Raw genomic sequence first — 20,168 nt, forward strand, 5'->3', positions numbered from 1 at the left:
GCTTGGCGCAGTAATTACCATTTTGGTACTATCAAAGCCCTTTTCACTACAAAAGAAGTAATTGCCCACTATGACTCAAGTCGCGAAGAAAATTCTGGTAACGTGCGCGCTGCCGTACGCCAACGGCTCAATCCACCTCGGCCATATGCTGGAGCACATCCAGGCTGATGTCTGGGTCCGTTACCAGCGAATGCGCGGCCACCAGGTTAACTTCATCTGCGCGGACGACGCACACGGTACGCCAATCATGCTGAAAGCACAGCAGCTTGGGATCACGCCAGAGCAGATGATCGGTGAAATGAGTCAGGAGCATCAGACTGATTTTGCAGGTTTTGACATCAGCTATGACAACTACCACTCGACGCACAGCGAAGAGAACCGTGAGCTGTCTGAGCTGATTTACACGCGCCTGAAGGAAAACGGTTTTATTAAGAACCGTACAATCTCCCAGCTTTACGATCCGGAAAAAGGCATGTTCCTGCCGGATCGTTTTGTTAAAGGCACCTGCCCGAAATGTAAGTCTCCGGATCAGTACGGCGATAACTGTGAAGTCTGCGGCGCAACCTACAGCCCGACCGAACTTATCGAGCCGAAATCCGTTGTGTCTGGCGCGACGCCGGTGATGCGTGACTCCGAACACTTCTTCTTTGATCTGCCGTCATTCAGCGAAATGCTGCAGGCGTGGACGCGCAGCGGCGCGTTACAGGAGCAGGTCGCCAACAAAATGCAGGAATGGTTCGAATCCGGCCTGCAACAGTGGGATATTTCCCGCGATTCCCCGTACTTCGGTTTTGAAATCCCGAATGCGCCTGGCAAATACTTCTACGTCTGGCTGGACGCGCCAATTGGCTATATGGGTTCATTCAAAAACCTGTGCGATAAGCGCGGTGACACCACCAGCTTTGATGAATACTGGAAGAAAGATTCCGACGCCGAGCTGTATCACTTCATCGGTAAGGATATCGTTTACTTCCACAGCCTGTTCTGGCCTGCCATGCTGGAAGGCAGTAACTTCCGTAAGCCAACCAACCTGTTCGTCCACGGTTATGTGACGGTGAACGGCGCGAAGATGTCTAAATCTCGTGGCACCTTCATTAAGGCAAGCACCTGGCTGAAGCACTTCGATGCCGACAGTCTGCGCTATTACTACACGGCGAAACTATCTTCACGTATTGATGACATCGACCTGAACCTGGAGGACTTTGTCCAGCGCGTTAATGCCGATATCGTCAACAAAGTAGTCAACCTGGCATCCCGTAATGCAGGCTTTATTGCTAAGCGTTTTGACGGCATTCTGGCGACTGAGCTGGCCGACCCGGCGCTGTATAAAACCTTCACCGACGCAGCAGCAGTGATCGGCGAAGCATGGGAAAGCCGTGAATTTGGTAAAGCTATTCGTGAAATCATGGCGTTGGCCGACGTGGCAAACCGCTACGTTGACGAACAAGCACCGTGGGTTGTGGCTAAACAGGAGGGCCGCGATGCCGACCTGCAGGCAATTTGCTCCATGGGTATTAACCTGTTCCGTGTGCTGATGACCTACCTGAAGCCGGTTCTGCCAACGCTTGCTGAACGTGTGGAAGCGTTCCTGAACTGCGAACTGAGCTGGGATGCCATTGAGCAGCCACTGCTCGGTCACAAGGTCAACACCTTTAAAGCGCTTTACAATCGCATCGACATGAAACAAGTTGAAGCGCTGGTGGAAGCGTCGAAAGAAGAAGTGAAAGCCGCTGCCGCACCAGTAACCGGTCCGCTGGCGGATGACCCGATTCAGGAAACCATCACCTTTGACGATTTCGCCAAAGTTGACCTGCGCGTAGCGTTGATTGAAAACGCCGAATTCGTGGAAGGTTCCGACAAACTACTGCGTCTGACGCTGGATCTCGGTGGTGAGAAACGAAACGTCTTCTCTGGTATTCGTTCTGCGTATCCGGATCCACAAACCCTGATTGGCCGCCAGACCATTATGGTTGCTAACCTGGCTCCTCGTAAGATGCGCTTCGGCATTTCTGAAGGGATGGTAATGGCCGCAGGTCCTGGCGGGAAAGATATCTTCCTGTTAAGCCCGGATGAAGGTGCAAAACCAGGCCAACAGGTGAAGTAAGTCAAGTATCTCAAGCGCTGCAACCGCAGCGCTTTTTTTTTCTACGTGAGTGCTTCCTCTAATCTTAACCCTTGCTCCATTTTCGGACTGCTCAGTTGTTAATATTAGATTTATTCTATACTGCTCTGGGATCAAGGTAGTCCGGGCTTACCAGATTCGTGGAGGTTATTGTTTAACATCCGATATTCATGAAATGGAGTTTTACATGAAAGCGTTACAAAAATTTTTCTCTCTCGCCGTGGTATCGGTTGTGGTTTTTTCCCTGGCAGGATGCGGTGATAAAGTAGAGACAAAAACATTTAATGCCAACCTCAACGGTTCGGATATCACTGTCTCTTACACCTATAAAGGTGATAAGGTCCTGAAGCAAATCTCTGAAAGTAAAATCAGCTATGCGTCAGTCGGTGCCAGCAATAAAGAAGAAGCAGCAAAAGTATTCGACGCATTAAGCGCCAAATATCAAAACATTACTGGTATAGAAGAAAAACTCACCTATTCAGATACCTACGCGCAAGAAAATGTCACTATCGATATGGAAAAAGTCGATATAAAAGCGTTGCAGGCCATTTCAGGGATGAAACTATCTGAAAACGCCGATAAAAACATCAGCATGAAGCAAATGCAAAGGGTAATGGAATCGGCGGGTTTTAAAGAAGTGAAGTAAAGCTTCGGCGACCCGATTTTGATCGTGGTCGCCAGCGCTGCTTTACGCTTTCTTTTTATGCTCTCGCGACGTTAAACCACGCAGGAAATAACGCAGGAACTGATCGCCGCATTCGCGATAATTCTTATGGTCCGGCGCGCGCATCATGGCGGTAATTTCCGGCATCGACACACGGAATTTCTGCTCGGTCATAATTGCCAGAATATCATCGGTTTTCAGTGAAAAAGCGATACGCAGTTTTTTCAGCACCGTATTATTGTTAACACGACGCTCAAGCGCCAGTTCCGGTGCAGAATCATCTTTACCACGCAGATGATAAATCAGACCGTTTAAAAAACCGGAGAGAATGATATCCGGGCAGCGAACAAACCCGTCTTCATCTTCTTTTGTCGTCCAGGTATCGAAATTTGCGGAGATGGATTCCATGTCAGCAAGCGCAAGAATACGCACCATGTCGTTATTGTTCGCTTTCAGGGTGTAGCGCAGGCTACGAAGAATATCGTTACTTAGCATAGAGCCTTCAACTGTCGGTGATGCAATGGCGCGCAGTGTATCAGTTTTACAGTCCAATCGCCTCTTTTAGACTTTTAAGATAACGACGACTCACCGGAACGGTCAGCCCGTTACGCAAAATCAGTTCCGCCTGGCCGTTGTCTTCCAGACGGATCTCCTGCAATTGCGCCATATTTACCAGATATTGTCTATGACAACGCAGCAGAGGAGTACGGCTCTCCAGCGTCCTGAGCGTCAACTCAGTGAAGCCTTCTTTACCATCACTGCTGGTCACATATACGCCACTCATACGGCTGCTGATAAACGCCACGTCATCCATTTGCAACAAATAAATTCGGCTGTGACCGCTGCACGGAATAAACTTCAGCGCCTGCTGATTTTCTGGCAGCAGTGATACATCCTGCTTCGTGCGCTCCTGACGCAAACGGATCAGCGTTTTTTCCAGCCGAGCTTCTTCGATCGGCTTGAGCAGATAATCAAACGCATGTTCTTCAAAGGCTTTCACCGCATACTCATCAAAGGCGGTCAGAAAAACAATGTACGGACGATGCTCGGGATCAAGCATGCCAACCATTTCCAGGCCGCTGATTCGCGGCATCTGAATATCAAGGAACAGAACATCCGGACGCAATTTATGTACCGCGCCAATGGCTTCCACCGCATTCGAACATTCGCCGACAATCTCGATGTCGCTTTGCTCCTGCAACAGGATCCGCAGATTCTCCCGGGCTAACGGTTCGTCATCGACAATTAGCACTTTGATCATGCCAGTTCCTCCAGGGGAAGTCGTAAAGTGATTCGGGTAAAGCGGTCAGGTTCACACGCTACGCTAATGCCAAAATCATCGCCAAACCGCTCGCGCAGTCGTTTATCGACCAGATTCATACCCAGTCCACTGGCTTCTGATGTTGGCTGATACAGCCCGGCATTGTCTTCGATATCCAGCATCAGATATTGCCCTTCTCGACGGGCGGTAATCGATACTTCACCGGTATCTAATAACTGAGAAGTACCGTGTTTGATAGCATTCTCCACGATGGGTTGCAGAGTAAAAGCGGGTAATTGCTGATGCGAAAGTTCTTCTGGCACCGTCAAGGTCACCTGAAGACGCGATTGGAACCGTGCCTTTTCAATTTGCAGATAAGCATTAACGTGTTCAATTTCATCGGCCAGCGTCACAATTTCCGACGGGCGTTTTAAATTTTTACGAAAGAACGTCGACAGATACTGCACCAGTTGGCTGGCCTGCTCGCTATCACGTCGGATCACCGCTTTGATGGTGTTGAGCGCATTAAACAGAAAATGGGGATTGACCTGGGCGTGCAGGAGTTTTATTTCCGACTGCGTGAGCATCGCTTTTTGCCGCTCATACTGTCCGGCCAAAATCTGAGCCGAAAGCAGTTGGGCGATCCCTTCCCCCAGCGTGCGGTTGATTGAGCTAAAGAGACGGTTTTTGGCTTCATACAGTTTGATGGTCCCCATCACCCGCTGGTTTTCACCCCGCAGAGGGATCACCAGCGTCGAACCTAATTTACATTGCGGATGCAAAGAGCAGCGATAAGGGACTTCATTACCGTCGGCATAAACCACCTCTCCGGTTTCAATCGCCCGCTGAGTGTACGAGGAAGAGATAGGTTTGCCCGGCAGATGATGGTCGTCACCAATACCGGTAAATGCCAGCAGTTTCTCACGATCGGTAATCGCCACCGCACCGATATCCAGCTCTTCATACAGCACCTGAGCAACCTTCATGCTGTTAACCTCGTTGAACCCCTGGCGCAAAATCCCTTCCGTTGAAGCGGCAACTTTGAGCGCGGTGGCGGAAAAAGCGGAGGTATATTTTTCAAACATCGCCCGTTTATCGAGCAAAATACGCATAAATAAGGCGGCGCCGACGGTATTGGTCACCATCATAGGCGCGGCAATATTGCTGACCAGTCGATAGGCATCATCAAACGGCCTGGCGATCAATAAGATGATCAACATCTGCACCAGTTCAGCAACAAAGGTAATGGCGCCCGCCGTCAGCGGGCTGAATACTTTATCGGTACGACCACGACGGGTGAGCACGCTGTGCACCAGTCCGCCGAGCAACCCTTCCACAATGGTCGAGATCATGCAGCTAAGCGCCGTCATTCCGCCCATTGAATAACGATGTAAACCACCGGTCAGACCGACTAAGCCGCCAACCACAGGGCCGCCAAGCAGCCCGCCCATTACCGCACCAATAGCGCGAGTATTCGCAATGGAGTCATCAATGTGCAGCCCGAAATAGGTGCCCAAAATGCAGAAAATGGAAAAGGTAACGTAGCAAAGCAGTTTGTGCGGCAGCCGGATAGTCACCTGCATCAGCGGAATAAACAAACGCGTTTTGCTCATGAGCCACGCGATAACGAGAAACACGCACATCTGCTGAAGCAGCAGCAACACCAGATTAAACTCGTACATACCCGCCAACCACACATCTCTTAAAAGCGCGTAACATACATGGGCTGCGCGTAACTTTCTTTGAAGTGTTGCAAAAAAAAAGGAATTTGTGAGAACGATCACTCGAAAGCGCGATCATGACTACAAACTCACCCATTTATTGATCAAAAAACAGGCAAAACTACCTGGTTCGCAAAAGAGCGTCTAAAGTAAAACTGGGACCTCGCAAGCATAAGTGAGACGACGATGGCGCTTTACACAATAGGTGAAGTGGCTTTGCTTTGTGATATCAACCCTGTCACTTTACGCGCGTGGCAGAGGCGTTACGGATTACTGAAACCGCAACGGACAGACGGCGGACATCGCCTGTTTAACGACGCGGATATCGACAGGATCCGTGAGATAAAACGCTGGATCAACAACGGTGTCCAGGTCAGCAAGGTTAAAATGTTGCTCAGCAATGAGAGCATTGATGTGCATAACGGTTGGCGTGAACAACAAGAGACGCTGTTGAACTATTTGCAAAGTAATAATCTGCATAGCCTCAGACTGTGGATCAAAGAGCGTGGTCAGGATTATCCCGCACAAACGCTCAACACCCATTTATTCATTCCGTTACGCCGACGTCTGCAATGTCAGCAACCGATCCTCCAGGCGTTACTGGGGATCCTCGACGGCGTACTGATCAACTACATCGCGATTTGTCTTGCCTCAGCACGCAAGAAACAGGGCAAAGATGCTCTGGTGGTTGGCTGGAACATTCAGGATACGACCCGCTTATGGCTGGAAGGTTGGGTCGCCAGCCAGCAGGGGTGGCGCATTGACGTCCTTGCTCATTCGCTGAACCAACTGCGACCGGAGCTGTTTGAAGGTCGCACCTTGCTTGTCTGGTGCGGCGAGAACCAAACGCCCGCTCAGCAACAACAGCTGAATGAATGGCGCGCGTTGGGTCACGATATTTATCCACTCGGTATTTAATATTCTATTAACAAACGTGTACAATCCTTGGATTCACATAAGGAGTGCATAATGAGCGCAGCTAAAATCGGTGTCATTACCCTCTTCCTGCTGATGGCCATCGGCGGTATCGGCGGTGTCATGCTGGCAGGTTATACCTTTATTTTACGTGCCGGGTAAGATGTCTCGCTAATTTCTCAAAACCGCGGTCAACAATTACCGCTGCCAGCGCGACCAACAGCGCTCCCTGAATCACATAGGCGGTATTGAACCCACTCAGCCCGATAATAATCGGCGTACCCAGTGTGTTCGCTCCAACGGTTGAGGCGATGGTTGCAGTGCCTATATTAATAATCACCGACGTGCGAATCCCGGCCAGAATAACCGGGGCCGCCAGCGGTAACTCTACTTTACGCAGCCGCTGCCCCTGACTCATGCCCATTCCACTGGCGATATCCATCACGCTGGAAGAAATTCCGCCAAGTCCCGCCAGGGTTGCCTGCAAGATCGGTAATACCCCATACAGGATCAGCGCAATAATTGCCGGTTCAGGACCAAATCCCATCACCGGTACAGCGATCGCCAACACCGCAACTGGCGGAAAGGTCTGCCCCACGGCGGCAATCGTTTCCACTATCGGCCTGAATTCCGCGCCCCAGGGTCGGGTTACCGCAATTCCCGCCCCAACGCCAATAATGATGGCGATCAGGCTTGAAATCCCCACCAGAGAAAAATGGGCCAGCGCCAACGCCGTAAAACTTTCCTGCTGATACACGGGACGTGGCAGCTCAGGAAACAGCGAACTAAACAGGGTCTGACTGTGAGGCAATCCAACCAACAGGATCAGAAACAACGTAACAAGCCACAGCAGTGGATCAGCAAGACGTTTCACGGGTCGGCATCTCCGAAAGCAAATCGCGAAAATGGAGCGTTCCGCAGGGTACCCCCTGCAGCGTCACGACAGGTAAAACGTCGCAACCGCGCGCCACGAACACCGATAACGCATCACGAAGCGTCATCTCATCCACCAGCGGCTCGCCGTCTGAGTGTTCTCCGCGACGAATAAAATCGCCTACCGTACGCAGCGACAACAGCCGTACGCCCAGTTCACTGCGGCCAAAAAAGGTTTGTACGAAATCATTCGCTGGCGCGGTGAGCATCGACAGCGGCGTGCCTTGCTGCACGACCTTTCCTGCATCCATCAGCACCAGATGCTCCGCCAGTCTTAGCGCCTCGTCGATATCATGCGTCACCAGCACAATGGTACGCCCGAGCAGACGGTGAATACGCGTCATCTCCTGCTGCAGCGCACCGCGGGTGACCGGGTCCAGCGCGCCAAAAGGCTCATCCATCAATAGCACCTGCGGATCCGCCGCCAACGCACGCGCAACCCCGACCCGCTGCTGCTGTCCGCCGGAAAGCTGATGCGGATAACGGTGGCGCAAACTTTCCTCAAGACCCAGCAGCGCCATCAGTTCATCTGTTCGGTCATCAATACGTGAGCGCGACCACTTTTGCAGTTGCGGTACGGTGGCGATGTTCTGCGCGACGGTCCAGTGGGGAAACAAGCCAATAGACTGAATCGCGTACCCCATGCGCCGTCGTAGCTCCAGCACCGGCAGGCTACGAATTTCTTCTCCGGCAAAGCGGATCTGCCCGCTGTCGTGTTCAACCAGCCGATTGATCATCTTTAGCGTGGTGGACTTCCCCGAACCCGACGTGCCGATTAACACCGAAAAGCTGCCCTCCCCTAAATGCAGGTTAAGGTCATCAACGGCTTTTTGCTGACCATAGGTTTTACTGACGTGGCGAAATTCAATCATTATTCGATACCTTTAGCAGCGCGAGACCTAAATCAAACAGCGCATCAATCAACACTGCCAGCACAACGACCGGGATCACGCCCAACAGCACTAAATCGACGGCGCTACTGAGCAATCCCTGAAAGACCAGCGCGCCAAATCCCCCTGCGCCAATCAGAGCGGCTATCACGGCCATCCCCACCGTCTGGACCATCACTACCCGTAAACTGCGTAAGAAGACCGGCAGCGCCAGGGGGAACTGCACCGAGACAAATCGCTGGAAAGTGTTCATTCCCATCGCTCGTGCGCTTTCCAGTACATCCCGCGGTACCTGATTCAACCCAGCCACAACGCCACGTACCAGCGGTAACAACGCATACAGCACCAACGCAATAAGCGCAGGCGTCATACCAGTTCCCGCGACGCCGAACTTGCCCAATAAAGGAAAGTGCTTCACCAACCCGGCAAGTGGCGCAATTAACAGGCCAAACAGCGCGACGGAGGGAATGGTCTGGATGATGTTCAGTAGTGCAAATACCGGCCCCTGACGGGCGACAGAGAAAGCACACCAGATGCCCAGTGGCACACCAATGAGCAGCGCGGGCACCACGGTAGCGAACAGAATTGTCAGATGCTGCGCCAGGGCGTCGTTGAAGACATCCTGGCGGTTGGCATATTCTTTAAGCAGGGATAGATCGTTAAACGTGCCGGAGAACAAAAGCACCAGCGGCACAATGAATATTTGAACATGCAGCGCCCAACGCCACAGTGCCTGAGCGGTGATGCGACGAATAGCGTCACTGGCGGCCAGCAGCATCAGCCCCACGCCCAACCAGAATCCACTGCCCAGACTGGTTCTGGCCAGCGGACTCCCTGTCTTCGCCAGATACGTTGCCGTTGTACCTGCGGTTACCAGCGCGGCGATCACCAACAGTTGGCAAACGATAAGCGCCAATATATTGCCGGGCTTTCCCGGTACAACGCTCAGAAGACATACCAGCAAACAGGCCACCGCCAATCCCCATGCCGTGTCGGAGCTGATATCCCAGAGTTGACGACCTTCGCCGGACACCAGGCGATTAGGTGCATAGCTAATGAAAGGCAGCGCTGCCGCCGCGAAAGTAAGAAGCACCAGCAGCAACAGCACCCGATTAACTGAAATATTCGACAAAACACCCACCCGCTGCAAACGCCGTTACTTCACCCATCCTTTTTGCTTCAGGTAATCTGCTGCGACTTTTTTCGCATCCAGTCCCTCCACGGCAATGCTGGCATTCAGTTGTTGCAACGTTTTTTCATCCAGGCTGGCAAAAACCGGCTGTAGCCACTCTCCCATTTGCGGATAGTCTTTCAGCACAGATTCACGTACGACGGGTGCTGGCGCATAAATGGGCTGGACACCTTTTGGGTCGCTTAAAGTTTGCAGACCGAGCGCCGCAACCGGGCCATCGGTGCCATAAGCCATCGCCGCATTGACTCCAGAAGTCTGCTGCGCCGCCGCTTTAATCGTTACCGCGGTATCCCCCCCAGCCAGCGACAACAGCTGATTTTGATTCAGTTTGAAATCATAGGCTTTTTCAAACGCTGGCAGCGCGTCAGCCCGTTCGATGAATTCCGCAGAGGCGGCAAGTTTGAACGTTCCTCCGTCCTTCAGGTAACGGCCTAAATCAGCAAGGGACTCAAGTTTGTTCTTTTGCGCGACATCCTGGCGTACTGCAATAGTCCAGGTGTTGTTGGCGGGTGCAGGGGTTAGCCATACCAGCTTATTTTGCTCCGCATCCAGCTTTTTCACTTTGTCGAATCCAGCCTGCGCATTTTTCCACGCGGGATCATTTTCATCTTTAAAAAAGAATGCGCCATTACCGGTATATTCCGGATAAATATCCAGCTCACCGGAGGTGATTGCCCCACGCACCACTGGGGTGGTACCAAGCTGTATTTTATTGACGGTTTTCACGCCATGGCTTTCGAGCACCTGCAAAATAATGTTGCCGAGCAGCGCCCCTTCGGTATCTATTTTTGAACCGACCGTGACGGGTGACGCGGCCTGTAAGGGTAGGCTTATCGCAGCTAACAGCGCCAGCGAACCCACCGATACTTTTGAGATTATCATGCTGTACTCCTCATCCTTTTGCGGCCCTTTTCAGAGACTTGAGGAAAAAGCATAGTCGAAAAATCAGGGCTTAACCTGGCAATTGGGGAGTAAGTGAGGGATTCGTTAGCAATAACGTGATGAGAAATAAGAAGCTGACGCGGCGCGTACGTCTAAAGATAAAGGCCGGAAACCCGGCCTTTACTCGCTAATCAATCACAGCAGCTCAAATTCGCCCTGCTTCACTCTGGCGGAATCCACGCCGATGAAAACGTTAAACTTGCCCGGTTCTGCATCGTATTGCATACGCTGATTCCAGAACTTCAGCGCCTCAATGTCAATCGGGAAGCTGACGGTCTGGGTTTCACCCGGCTTAAGATTCACTTTCTCAAAACCTTTCAGCTGTTTTACCGGACGACTCATGGAAGCGGTCACGTCCTGCAAATACATCTGAATCACCGTCGCACCTTCGCGCTTGCCGGTGTTGGTCACCTGCACGCTGGCCGTCACGGTCCCGTCACGCTTCATCGTTGGAGAAGAGAGCTTCACATCAGAAACCGTGAACGTGGTGTAGCTCAGGCCATAACCAAAGGGATACAACGGACCATTCGCTTCATCAAAGTAGCGCGACGTGTACTTGTTCGGCTTATCTGCGTTATACGGACGACCGGTATTGAGATGGCTGTAATAGACCGGAATCTGTCCGACAGAGCGCGGGAAAGACATCGGCAGCTTGCCTGACGGGTTGTAATCACCAAACAGCACATCGGCGATGGCGTTACCGCCTTCCGTCCCGGCAAACCAGGTTTCGAGGATCGCATCGGCCTGTTGATCTTCTTTAACCAACGCCAGCGGACGTCCGTTCATCAGTACCAGAACCAGAGGTTTACCGGTGGCTTTCAGCGCGGCAATCAGGTCACGCTGACTCTGTGGAATAGTGATATCGGTGCGGCTGGAAGCTTCATGCGCCATACCTTGCGCTTCGCCGACTACCGCAACCACCACGTCAGACTGCTTCGCTGCGTTCACGGCTTCATCGATCATCGCCTGCGGCGAGCGCGGGTCAACCTTCACCGCCTCTTCATACAGATTGAGGAAATCGACAATGCCTTTGTCGTTGGTGATATTCGCCCCTTTGGCGTACAGCACTTTGCCCTGATCGCCGACGGCATTTTTAATCCCCGTCAGTACCGTTACCGACTGATCGGCAACACCGGCAGCGGACCAACTGCCCATCACATCACGCTTGCTGTCGGCCAACGGACCGACGACTGCCACGGTGGCGGATTTTTTCAGCGGCAACGTTTCCAGACGGTTTTTCAGCAGCACCAGGCTTTCTCGCGCTACTTCACGCGCCTCTTTACGGTGCAAACGGCTTTCCGCGTTGGTGTCCTGTGGGTCAGATTCTTTGGCCCCCAGATGACTGTACGGGTCGTTAAACAGCCCCATATCATATTTCACGTTCAGCACGTGGCGCGCGGCGTCATCCAGCTCCGCCATCGTCACTTTGCCGGATTTAATCAAGCCCGGAAGATATTTGCTGTAATACTCATCGCTCATACTCATATTGATGCCGGACTTGATCGCCACACGCACCGCATCTTCAGGATCGGAGGCAGTACCGTGCTTAATCAGTTCCTTAATCGCGCCGTGATCGGAAACAGTAATACCCTTAAAGCCCCATTCATCACGCAGCACGTCTTTGAGCAGCCATGCATCTGAGGTTGCAGGCGTACCGTTTAGCGAATTAAGTCCTACCATTACCGCACCGCTACCAGCGTCCAGCCCGGCTTTATACGGCGGCATATAGTCGTTGAACAGACGCTGTGGGCTCATATCGACGGTGTTATATTCCTTGCCACCTTCAACCGCGCCATAAGCGGCGAAGTGCTTGACGCTGGTCATCACCGAATAGCGATCCGCCGGGCTTTTACCCTGCATCGCTTCTACCATGGTTTTACCCATCGTAGCCGTTAAATACGTGTCTTCACCAAAACCTTCTGAAGCACGGCCCCAACGCGGATCGCGAGAGACATCGACCATTGGCGCCCAGGTCATATTCAGACCATCATCGGCGGCTTCATACGCGGAAATACGGCCAACGGTTCTGACCGCATCGAGATTAAAAGAGGACGCCAGGCCGAGACTTATCGGGAACACGGTACGTTGGCCGTGCAATACGTCGTAGGCAAAAAAGAGAGGAATTTTCAGGCGGCTGAGTTCCATCACCTGATCCTGCATTTTGCGGATATCCTGGCGCGTGACGGTGTTAAAAATTGCCCCAACCTGCCCGTCTTTGATCATCTCGCGGATGGCTTCTTTCGGGTTATCAGGCCCGACGCTTATCAAGCGTAGTTGCCCAATTTTCTCATCCACGGTCATCTGTTTAAGTAAATCGGTAACGAATGCATCCCGCGCTTCTGGCGTCAGAGGATGGTTACCAAACAGCGTGTCCGCCTGCGCTGGTTGCAACGCCAGACTCACCGCGACACCTACAGAACATAGCCATTTCATGTTGATTCTCTCTTTTTTTTTTCCCGACGAGGCAGCGAAAATATAACAAAAACCGCAGTTTGCCGTAAGACTAAACGGGAGCGATAAAGAAAGCTAAGGTTATTCTCCTAATTTTCAAAACCAGCGCAAATCATTAGAAGACGAACCAGAGACAATATGAATGAGAAAGCGTATTGTCATACAAAGCGCTATGCTTGTTCCTGATATTGAGTCCCACCACAAGGAGTGGAGAATGTCTTCCATTACAACAGATAATAAAGCTTTCCTGAATGAACTGACCCGTCTGGTTGGTCATTCTCACCTGCTCACTGAACCTGCTAAAACGGCCCGCTATCGCAAGGGATTCCGCTCCGGCCAGGGCGAAGCGCTCGCCGTTGTGTTCCCCGGCTCGCTTTTAGAGCTGTGGCGCGTTCTCAATGCTTGCGTCGCCGCAGATAAAATTATCCTGATGCAGGCCGCCAATACCGGCCTGACCGAAGGCTCTACGCCGAGCGGAAATGATTACGACCGCGAAATTGTCATTATCAGCACCCTGCGCCTGGATAAACTGCACGTCATCGGTAAAGGCGAACAAGTGCTGGCTTATCCCGGTACAACGTTGTATTCGCTGGAAAAGGCGCTCAAACCGTTTGGCCGTGAGCCACATTCTGTGATCGGGTCATCCTGTATTGGCGCTTCAGTAATTGGCGGCATTTGCAACAACTCCGGCGGATCGCTGGTACAGCGCGGCCCGGCATATACCGAGATGTCGCTGTTTGCGCGTATTGACGAACAAGGTAAATTGCAGCTGGTCAACCATCTGGGTATCGAGCTGGGCCAGACCCCGGAACAGATCCTGAGCAAACTTGATGACGAGCAGATTAAAGATGACGATGTCCGCCACGACGGGCGACACGCGCACGATCACGACTATGTCACCCGCGTCAGAGATATTGAGGCGGACACGCCCGCCCGCTATAACGCCGATCCGGATCGCTTGTTTGAATCATCCGGTTGTGCAGGTAAGCTCGCGGTTTTCGCCGTGCGTCTGGACACCTTCGAAGCCGAAAAAAATCAGCAGGTCTTTTACATCGGTACCAATCAGCCTGAAGTGCTGACGGAAATCCGCCGTCATATTCTGGCAAAATTTGAGCACCTGCCGGTCGCCGGTGAATATATGCACCGCGATATTTACGACATCGCCGAGCAATATGGCAAAGATACGTTTCTGATGATCGACAAGCTCGGCACCGACAAAATGCCGTTCTTTTTCACCCTGAAAGGTCGCACCGATGCGATGCTGGAAAAAGTGAAAATTTTCCGTCCGCATTTCACCGACCGGGCAATGCAGAAATTTGGTCATTTGTTCCCCAGCCACTTACCGGCACGCATGAAAAGCTGGCGCGATAAGTACGAGCATCACCTGCTGTTAAAAATGGCTGGCGGCGGCGTGGCTGAAGCGCAAAACTGGCTCAGCGAATATTTCAAAACCGCTGAAGGCGACTTCTTTGCCTGTACCCCAGAAGAAGGCAGTAAGGCGTTTTTGCATCGCTTTGCGGCTGCTGGCGCGGCGATTCGTTATCAGGCCGTACATGCCGATGAAGTAGAAGATATTCTGGCGCTGGATATCGCGCTGCGTCGTAACGACACCGAATGGTATGAGCATCTGCCGCCAGAAATCGACAGTCAACTGGTGCATAAGCTCTATTACGGTCACTTTATGTGCTATGTATTCCATCAGGATTACATCGTGAAAAAAGGCGTGGATGCACATGCGCTGAAAGAGCAGATGCTGGAGCTTCTGCACGAACGCGGAGCACAGTATCCGGCAGAGCATAACGTCGGACATCTGTATAAAGCACCGGAAACATTAACCCGTTTTTACCGCGAGAATGACCCCACCAACAGTATGAATCCGGGTATTGGTAAAACGAGTAAGCAAAAGTTCTGGAAAGAATCGTAGGCCCGATAAGCGTAAGCGCCATCGGGCACGTTGCCGGGGGCGCTTCGCTTGGCCAACCTACGGTTTAATCGTTCTGCGCGGTTTGCTCACCCGTAGCTGAACCTGCCGCCGCCATCTGCGCCGCTTTTTGCTTTTTGTAGCTCAGCGCTGCTGCCGGAACCGGCATCACCTTGCCGGTTTCAATCCAGGTGCGTAAACGGCTGGCATCGGCAAAGTGGGTATATTTACCGAACGCATCCATCACCACCAGCGCCACCGGTTTGTTATTGATCACGGTGCGCATCACCAGACAGTGGCCCGCCGCATTGGTAAATCCGGTTTTGGTTAACTGAATATTCCAGTTATCGCGGTATACCAGATGGTTGGTGTTACGGAATGGCAGCGTATAAGCCGGGTTGGCAAAGGTCGCCATATCTTCACGCGTAGTGCTTAACTGGCCAATCAGCGGATACTGCTTGCTGGCGATCAGCAGCTTGGTTAAATCACGAGCTGTCGAGACGTTATGAATCGATAAGCCGGTTGGTTCCACAAAGCGTGTCTGAGTCATGCCGAGCGCTTTCGCTTTGGCATTCATGGCTTTAATAAACGCGTTATAACCGCCAGGGTAATGGTGCGCCAGACTGGCTGCCGCACGGTTTTCTGACGACATCAGCGCCAGCAGCAGCATGTCTTTACGGCTAATTTCACTGTTCAGTCGCACACGAGAGTAGATGCCTTTCATTTCCGGTGTCTGACTGATATCAACTTTCAGTTTCTCATCCAACGGCAGTCGTGCATCAAGCACCACCATCGCGGTCATTAACTTGGTAATCGACGCAATCGGACGCACAAGGTCCGGGTGGTTCGAATAGATAACTTTGTTGGTATTCAGATCAACAATCATCGCGCTACCGGACGCTATCTCAGGTTGAGAAGCCGCTGCGGTAGTTGCCGTTTTCGCCACGGCTTGGGGTGCAAAAGGAACGGCCAGCACCAGGGCAAGGCTTAATAATGAAACTCGGAATTTCAGCATGATGAGATTTCTGATAATGGTTCACGCACGTCACAACGCACACCGCCAGAGACTAAGTATTATCTCAAGCTAGCTCAGGCATCATAGCGATCCGGCAGGTTTGCCGCCACAGGAGAATCGTCTCGAAATGCTGCGTTGCTGACTTTTACGTCAACAACGCAGCGCAGACAGGTTTATCCGTCAGAATAATCGGTAGCCGTAACCCCACAGAATTACCGTAATAGCCAGCAGAACTTCCAGTACCAGCACACCGATCGCCAGCGTCGAACTGGAAAAACTTAACCCTTCCTCGCGTGTGATATTCAGGAACGTAGGTATACCGAGATAAAGTAAATAGCCGGTGTAAAACAACGCGATGGTCCCCACCAATGCGCACAGCCAGACCAGCGGATAAAGTGCGACCAGTCCGCTTAAAAACAGCGGCGTCGCGACATATCCTGCAAAAACCATACAATGCGCCAGCGACGGGCGCTGCGGGTAATTACGCGCCATCCACCAGATAACCCGCCCCATAACTGCGACGCCCGCCAGCATCACCCCGTAAAACAGAATTGCCATCGCAAATCCGGTCAACAGAGATAGCTTCAGAATATTGCCATCGCCAAAATTCCAGCCGATTTGCGTGGTGCCGATAAATGCGCAAACCACCGGGATTGCCGCCATCAGCAGTACATGGTGGGTATAGTGATGCGAAACGCTTTCGTTTTCGCTGTTGATCACGTGCATTTCACGATCGGGATGGGAAAACAGCCCCCAGACATGGTTCATACCGCCCCCTTGTTGTCAGCTCCGGACCTCAACACTTCAAGTATAATTCAGCTTTTGATTATTTTATGTACACAGAAAAAATACCGAAGCGCCGGGTAAAAAGTTTGTTCAGGCGTAGGCATGATAAGCGAAGCGCCATCAGGCATTGGAGAGCTGAGCGACCTTAAGCGCTACTACGCGGCTTTTCCGGCATCAAATAATCATAGGGTGTATGCTATTAGCAGTGGAGGTCATACAATCGTATGGATATAAATCATTATGTTGCGCAATACGGCTATGCTGCGTTAATCATCGGCAGTCTGGCGGAAGGCGAAACCATTACCCTGTTAGGCGGCGTTGCGGCGCATCAGGGCGTCCTGAAATTTCCCCTGGTGGTACTCTCGGTCGCGCTGGGCGGGATGATTGGCGATCAGTTGCTTTATTTACTCGGACGTCGTTTTGGCGGCAAAATTTTGCAGCGTTTCTCGCGCCACCAGGCGAAAATTGATTACGCACAGAAGATGATCCAGCGACGTCCTTACCTGTTTGTGGTCGGTACGCGCTTTATGTACGGCTTTCGCGTTATTGGTCCCTTACTGATTGGCGCCAGTCACCTGCCGCCGAAGATCTTTTTACCGCTAAATATTCTTGGTGCGCTTGTCTGGGCATCGTTATTTACGACTCTGGGCTACATCGGTGGTGAAGTGATAGCGCCGTGGCTGCACAGCCTTGACCAGCATATCAAGCATGGCATCTGGCTAGTGCTGGTTATCGGGATTGTCGCGGGCGTCCGCTGGTGGATGAAACGGCGAAGCACGCGTAAAGCGCAATGAAGATGGCCCGACAGCAGAACACCGTCGGGCCGATTAATCAGGACGCGTGATAACCGCCGCCCAGCGCACTGGTCAACTGAATTGAGGCATCCAACCATTGCCCTTGCAAAAGCAGACCGTTGCACTGCTCACGTAATGCCGGGATCTTTGCCTCGCTGACCCTGGAGCCCGCAATAATACCCGCATTAAAGCGTGCCTGAGCCAGCCCCACTACGCGCTGAGCGTCATGTTCAATCTGCTGCTGATGCTGATTTTTCTGCGCTAATGTTTCTACCTGCGATGCGGCACGTGCCACGTCATTCACCGCATCCACCACCGCTTTGTTGTAATTCGCCACCGTCAGGTTGCTTTGCGCTTTCGTAATATCGAGATTTGCGTTCAGCCTGCCGCTGTCAAAGATAGGCAGAGTCAGCCCGGCGGTTACGCCCATTTGCTGCGCGGAATGGCGGAACAGGTCACTCAGATGTAACGCATCCTGTTGTAAAAATGCCATCAGATTCACATCGGGATAAAAAGCCGCTTTCGCCGCATCAATGCTGCTCAGCGATGATTCAATGTACCAGTGCGCCGCCTGTAAATCCGGGCGGCGGGCCAGTAGCGAGTAACCCAATTGTGACGGGAGCTGGCTTTCGACCGCGGGCAGTGGGGTCGAATGGAGCTTCAGGGCAGTGGACTGGGCATTGGTCAGCGCGCTCAGCCGTGCTTCAATCACCTTCATTTTACCGCTGACATCATTCAACTGCTGCTCTGTTTTGCTGGAATCAATATCAGTTTCAACGCCTTCCACTGAAGAAGTTAGACCGTTTTGATACAGCTGACGATCGACGGTTATCACATTTTGCTGCTCGCTTTCGATTTGCGTCAGTACGGTTTTCAGCGCCGCCTGCGTCTGCCATTCCCAGTAAAGGCGGGAGACACCGCTCGCCAGCAACTGCCGGGTTTGCTCGCGCTCAGCCTCACGTGCCTTAACGGCCCCAATGCGCGCCGTCACTTCAGCCCGATTTTTACCCCACAGATCTAGATTCCAGCCAGCAGTTAAACCAAAGGTTCCGTTGGTGTACCACGGTCCTGTTGTTCCGGCGGCCGGATCGGTAATGGCAAACGGTCCCATCAGCCCCTCAGCTGACATTCTCTGACGCTCAACGTCTGCGGAGAAGTCGATCTCCGGGCCATCCTGTGCTTCCACGGCCTTAGCCTGCGCCTCCGCCAGTTGAATGCGCTGTTCCGCTACCTGCATATCAGGAGAATTTCGCAACGTGCTGTCAATCAACGCATTAAGTTGTGGGTCGTGATATGCCCTCCACCACTGGCTGTCCGGCCAGCCATTTTTTAACGCGGCAGGCAATGTGGTATCGACATTCGCAGCAGGGGTCTGCTGTGACAGAGACTGGCGGTCATCATGCATAGGCGCACAGCCTGCCATCAGAACAAAAAGCGGCAACAATGCCGTGGTGATAAACACAGAATTATGATTCATGGAGATATACAGGTAAGAAAAGATGTGCAGAGATTACGACTTGTCGCTTTTGCTTTTTTAGTTACGCGTGGCAATACATCTTTGGCAATAAAAGTATAAAATCAGAAAAATATACACCTCGCGAATAATATAGGTTAAATAGTTTTAATAATTAATAGATGGAGATTTTATGTCACAGAATATCTATGACGATCCTGAGTTCTTTGCCGGATATGCCACGCTGGATCGTTCAGTAAAGGGGCTCGACGGCGCGCCAGAATGGCCGACAATACAAGCGATGCTCCCCTCTCTTCAAGGCAAAAACATTCTTGATTTGGGCTGTGGATATGGCTGGTTTTGCCGCTACGCACGCGATAATCAGGCTGCCAGTGTAGTTGGACTGGATATTTCACAAAAAATGTTAACTCAGGCGCACAATATGACGCAGGGTAATGGCATCGTTTATCAGCGTGAAGATCTCGAAACGCTTACCTTGCCCCCAAATTCCTTTGATCTGGTTTATAGCTCGCTTGCCCTGCACTATTTGCACGATATAGAACGATTATTCGTAACCATTTACCAGTCATTAACACCGGGAGGTATGTTGGTTTTCTCTGCTGAGCATCCAATTTATACCGCACCGCTTAACCAGGGCTGGATCAAAGATAAAACCGGGCAACTCTCCTGGCCGATTAATCATTATCAGCAGGAAGGTGAGCGCATCAGTAACTGGTTTGCTGAGGGCGTCAAAAAACAGCATCGTAAGCTGGCGACCTGGATTAATGCGCTGATTGGGGCCGGATTCGACATCGTTTGTGTCGATGAATGGGGACCTTCCGCGCAACAGATTGCTGAAAACCCAGCGTTAGATGAAGAAAAAGAGCGGCCGATGGTGTTTCTGCTCAGCGCACGTAAACCAGCATAACAGCGCCTCCAGGCAGAATGATTAATACTTTCCTATACTCAATCTGAACTTACCAAAAAAAGGAAAGTTAATGAAAATTCTGCTGTGGGTTATTCTGATTATTTTTCTGATTGGACTGTTGGTGGTAACAGGCGTGTTTAAGATGATTTTTTGATATTGCTGCCTATCAGCCAGTCCGGA

The 20,168-nt window shown here is 51.8% G+C and carries 19 protein-coding genes; 8 read left to right on the top strand and 11 right to left on the bottom strand.

Annotated elements, in window-relative coordinates; all coding sequences use genetic code 11:
• Positions 1-70 precede the first annotated feature (70 nt).
• Complete coding sequence (gene metG / locus SK34_RS03360) at positions 71-2,104, top strand: methionine--tRNA ligase (RefSeq protein WP_003844377.1); 2,034 nt, start codon at positions 71-73, stop codon at positions 2,102-2,104.
• Positions 2,105-2,309: 205 nt separating this feature from the next.
• Complete coding sequence (locus SK34_RS03365; RefSeq protein ID WP_048232366.1) at positions 2,310-2,768, top strand: YehR family lipoprotein; 459 nt, start codon at positions 2,310-2,312, stop codon at positions 2,766-2,768.
• Between the two features lie 42 nt (positions 2,769-2,810).
• On the opposite strand, the gene SK34_RS03370 is transcribed toward SK34_RS03365, so the two are convergent.
• Genes SK34_RS03370 through SK34_RS03380 form a run of 3 tightly spaced genes read right to left on the bottom strand, consistent with a single transcriptional unit; the run spans position 2,811 to position 5,729 of the window.
• Complete coding sequence (locus SK34_RS03370) at positions 2,811-3,281, bottom strand: YehS family protein (RefSeq protein WP_003027346.1); 471 nt, start codon at positions 3,279-3,281, stop codon at positions 2,811-2,813.
• Positions 3,282-3,327: 46 nt separating this feature from the next.
• The gene (gene btsR, locus SK34_RS03375; protein ID WP_003840155.1) at positions 3,328-4,047 is read right to left on the bottom strand and encodes a two-component system response regulator BtsR; all 720 of its coding nucleotides are present in this window, start codon (positions 4,045-4,047) and stop codon (positions 3,328-3,330) included.
• The gene (locus SK34_RS03380) at positions 4,044-5,729 is read right to left on the bottom strand and encodes a sensor histidine kinase (protein ID WP_003027348.1); all 1,686 of its coding nucleotides are present in this window, start codon (positions 5,727-5,729) and stop codon (positions 4,044-4,046) included. The genes btsR and SK34_RS03380 overlap by 4 nt, the downstream gene beginning before the upstream one ends.
• A gap of 225 nt (positions 5,730-5,954) precedes the next feature.
• Here SK34_RS03380 and mlrA point away from each other — a divergent pair, with 225 nt between their 5' ends.
• Entirely contained in the window at positions 5,955-6,686 is a 732-nt protein-coding gene (gene mlrA, locus SK34_RS03385; protein WP_003844381.1) for an HTH-type transcriptional regulator MlrA, read from the top strand.
• A 51-nt stretch (positions 6,687-6,737) separates the two neighbouring features.
• Positions 6,738-6,845, top strand: a complete 108-nt coding sequence (locus SK34_RS23370) for a protein YohO (protein ID WP_003027354.1) — start codon at positions 6,738-6,740, stop codon at positions 6,843-6,845.
• On the opposite strand, the gene SK34_RS03390 is transcribed toward SK34_RS23370, so the two are convergent.
• The 5 genes from SK34_RS03390 to bglX all read right to left on the bottom strand — a co-directional run bounded on the left by SK34_RS03390 (position 6,826) and on the right by bglX (position 13,073).
• Positions 6,826-7,557, bottom strand: coding sequence for an ABC transporter permease (locus SK34_RS03390; protein WP_048232368.1), 732 nt, complete (start codon positions 7,555-7,557; stop codon positions 6,826-6,828). The two genes, SK34_RS23370 and SK34_RS03390, sit on opposite strands and share 20 nt — an antisense overlap.
• Complete coding sequence (locus SK34_RS03395; RefSeq protein WP_003840151.1) at positions 7,541-8,488, bottom strand: ABC transporter ATP-binding protein; 948 nt, start codon at positions 8,486-8,488, stop codon at positions 7,541-7,543. The genes SK34_RS03390 and SK34_RS03395 overlap by 17 nt, the downstream gene beginning before the upstream one ends.
• Positions 8,481-9,647, bottom strand: coding sequence for an ABC transporter permease (locus tag SK34_RS03400; RefSeq protein WP_048232370.1), 1,167 nt, complete (start codon positions 9,645-9,647; stop codon positions 8,481-8,483). The genes SK34_RS03395 and SK34_RS03400 overlap by 8 nt, the downstream gene beginning before the upstream one ends.
• Positions 9,648-9,662: 15 nt before the next feature.
• Complete coding sequence (gene osmF / locus SK34_RS03405) at positions 9,663-10,580, bottom strand: glycine betaine ABC transporter substrate-binding protein OsmF (RefSeq protein ID WP_003840148.1); 918 nt, start codon at positions 10,578-10,580, stop codon at positions 9,663-9,665.
• A gap of 195 nt (positions 10,581-10,775) precedes the next feature.
• Positions 10,776-13,073, bottom strand: a complete 2,298-nt coding sequence (bglX, locus tag SK34_RS03410; protein ID WP_003844389.1) for a beta-glucosidase BglX — start codon at positions 13,071-13,073, stop codon at positions 10,776-10,778.
• Between the two features lie 232 nt (positions 13,074-13,305).
• Here bglX and dld point away from each other — a divergent pair, with 232 nt between their 5' ends.
• Positions 13,306-15,015 carry a D-lactate dehydrogenase gene (gene dld, locus SK34_RS03415; RefSeq protein ID WP_048232372.1) on the top strand — a complete coding sequence of 570 codons (1,710 nt, stop codon included), beginning with the start codon at positions 13,306-13,308 and terminating at the stop codon, positions 15,013-15,015.
• A gap of 64 nt (positions 15,016-15,079) precedes the next feature.
• On the opposite strand, the gene pbpG is transcribed toward dld, so the two are convergent.
• Entirely contained in the window at positions 15,080-16,027 is a 948-nt protein-coding gene (gene pbpG / locus SK34_RS03420; RefSeq protein ID WP_003027363.1) for a D-alanyl-D-alanine endopeptidase, read from the bottom strand.
• A 180-nt stretch (positions 16,028-16,207) separates the two neighbouring features.
• Positions 16,208-16,795, bottom strand: coding sequence for a Yip1 family protein (locus SK34_RS03425; RefSeq protein WP_003840142.1), 588 nt, complete (start codon positions 16,793-16,795; stop codon positions 16,208-16,210).
• A gap of 242 nt (positions 16,796-17,037) precedes the next feature.
• On the opposite strand from SK34_RS03425, the gene SK34_RS03430 reads away from it, so the two are divergent.
• Positions 17,038-17,607, top strand: coding sequence for a DedA family protein (locus SK34_RS03430; RefSeq protein WP_003844394.1), 570 nt, complete (start codon positions 17,038-17,040; stop codon positions 17,605-17,607).
• A gap of 37 nt (positions 17,608-17,644) precedes the next feature.
• Here the strand turns inward: SK34_RS03430 and mdtQ are convergent, their stop codons facing one another.
• Positions 17,645-19,084 carry a multidrug resistance outer membrane protein MdtQ gene (gene mdtQ / locus SK34_RS03435; RefSeq protein WP_048232374.1) on the bottom strand — a complete coding sequence of 480 codons (1,440 nt, stop codon included), beginning with the start codon at positions 19,082-19,084 and terminating at the stop codon, positions 17,645-17,647.
• A 169-nt stretch (positions 19,085-19,253) separates the two neighbouring features.
• On the opposite strand from mdtQ, the gene SK34_RS03440 reads away from it, so the two are divergent.
• Both SK34_RS03440 and yohP read left to right on the top strand, forming a co-directional pair.
• Positions 19,254-19,988, top strand: coding sequence for a class I SAM-dependent methyltransferase (locus SK34_RS03440; protein WP_048232376.1), 735 nt, complete (start codon positions 19,254-19,256; stop codon positions 19,986-19,988).
• A gap of 70 nt (positions 19,989-20,058) precedes the next feature.
• A complete protein-coding gene (yohP, locus tag SK34_RS25160; RefSeq protein ID WP_015572324.1) occupies positions 20,059-20,142 on the top strand; it encodes a small membrane protein YohP in 84 nt (27 codons plus the stop codon).
• The last annotated feature ends 26 nt before the right edge of the window (positions 20,143-20,168 follow it).

The organism is Citrobacter sp. MGH104, from assembly GCF_001034485.1.
GTDB classification, from domain to species: domain Bacteria; phylum Pseudomonadota; class Gammaproteobacteria; order Enterobacterales; family Enterobacteriaceae; genus Citrobacter; species Citrobacter freundii.